1 protein-coding gene and 1 pseudogene are annotated in these 1,076 nt (G+C 39.4%); both read left to right on the forward strand.

What is annotated here, in order from left to right; translation table 11 throughout:
* On the forward strand, positions 1-256 hold a 256-nt coding region (locus tag ZA05_RS17835; protein WP_157514745.1), incomplete at its 5' end, for a T9SS type A sorting domain-containing protein.
* 247 nt (positions 257-503) lie between these two features.
* Positions 504-1,076, forward strand: a pseudogene (locus ZA05_RS17840) (hypothetical protein); the annotation flags it as partial.

A 1,076-nucleotide genomic window follows, 5' to 3' on the forward strand; every position in this document is an offset into this window, starting at 1 on the left:
CAAGAAGAACATTATAGTCAATTATTTAAATAGCTCCCAGGACATTTACATCAAAACTCCGGAATCCAATATTATTAAACAAGTTTATCTAATCAATATGGTTGGCCAGACAGTAAAATCATGGAATATGACCAATATACCAAATATTAATAATGAACTACGAATTCCTGTTAGTAAAATTTCAGAAGGGAATTATCTGGTGAAAGTAGTTACAGAGAAGGGCACTTACAACAAAAAACTGATCATAAACTATTAAACACTTACAAGTTAACACCTATTTTACACTTAATCGTTGATTTTTGCCATTCACCTAAAACCCTATCTTAGTCATTATGAACATCTTAACACTCATAGAGATATAACTGCACTTCAACGATTATTTTTCACCCAAAGAACGTGGGCATAGTATGTTTGTACCTCCCTCATTGAATGTTTAACAACGAAATTCCCGTAAAACCAACGTTAAAAATTATGCGGGTCCCGTCTGAAACAATTTAGTGAATATGAAACAAATCTACACCTACTATGTCCAATTGGCATTATTAGTTTTTGTCAATTTCTCTTACGCTAAAACCAATCAATTAGACCAATACATCAGTTTAGACTCAGTTTCCATAGTGATGGATACAGAAATCATTACTGAAACCAATCAAGTATCGACCAGCTATGCAGCTGATTGTACAAATGATACGACACCACCTACCGCCGCTACTCAGGACATTACTGTTTCTCTGGACGCATCTGGAAACGCATCCATTGCCCCTGAAGATGTGGAAAACGGATCCACTGATGACTGTGGACCGATCAACCTGGTGAGCGTTGTCCCCAACTCTTTTGACTGTACCAATATAGGGACCAATACCGTAACCCTTACTATCAATGATGGGAACGGAAATACCAATACTGCGACTGCTAACGTGACCGTTGAGGACAACATTTTCCCAAACGTTTCCTGCCAACCTGTGACAGTGCAACTTGACGCCTCTGGAAACGCCTCCGTTACTGCGGCTCAGGTAGACGACAATTCATCCGACAACTGCGGGATCGCCTCAATGAGCGTTTCGCCCAGTACCTTC

Source organism: Mangrovimonas sp. TPBH4 (genome assembly GCF_001280505.1).
Lineage (GTDB): Bacteria > Bacteroidota > Bacteroidia > Flavobacteriales > Flavobacteriaceae > Mangrovimonas_A.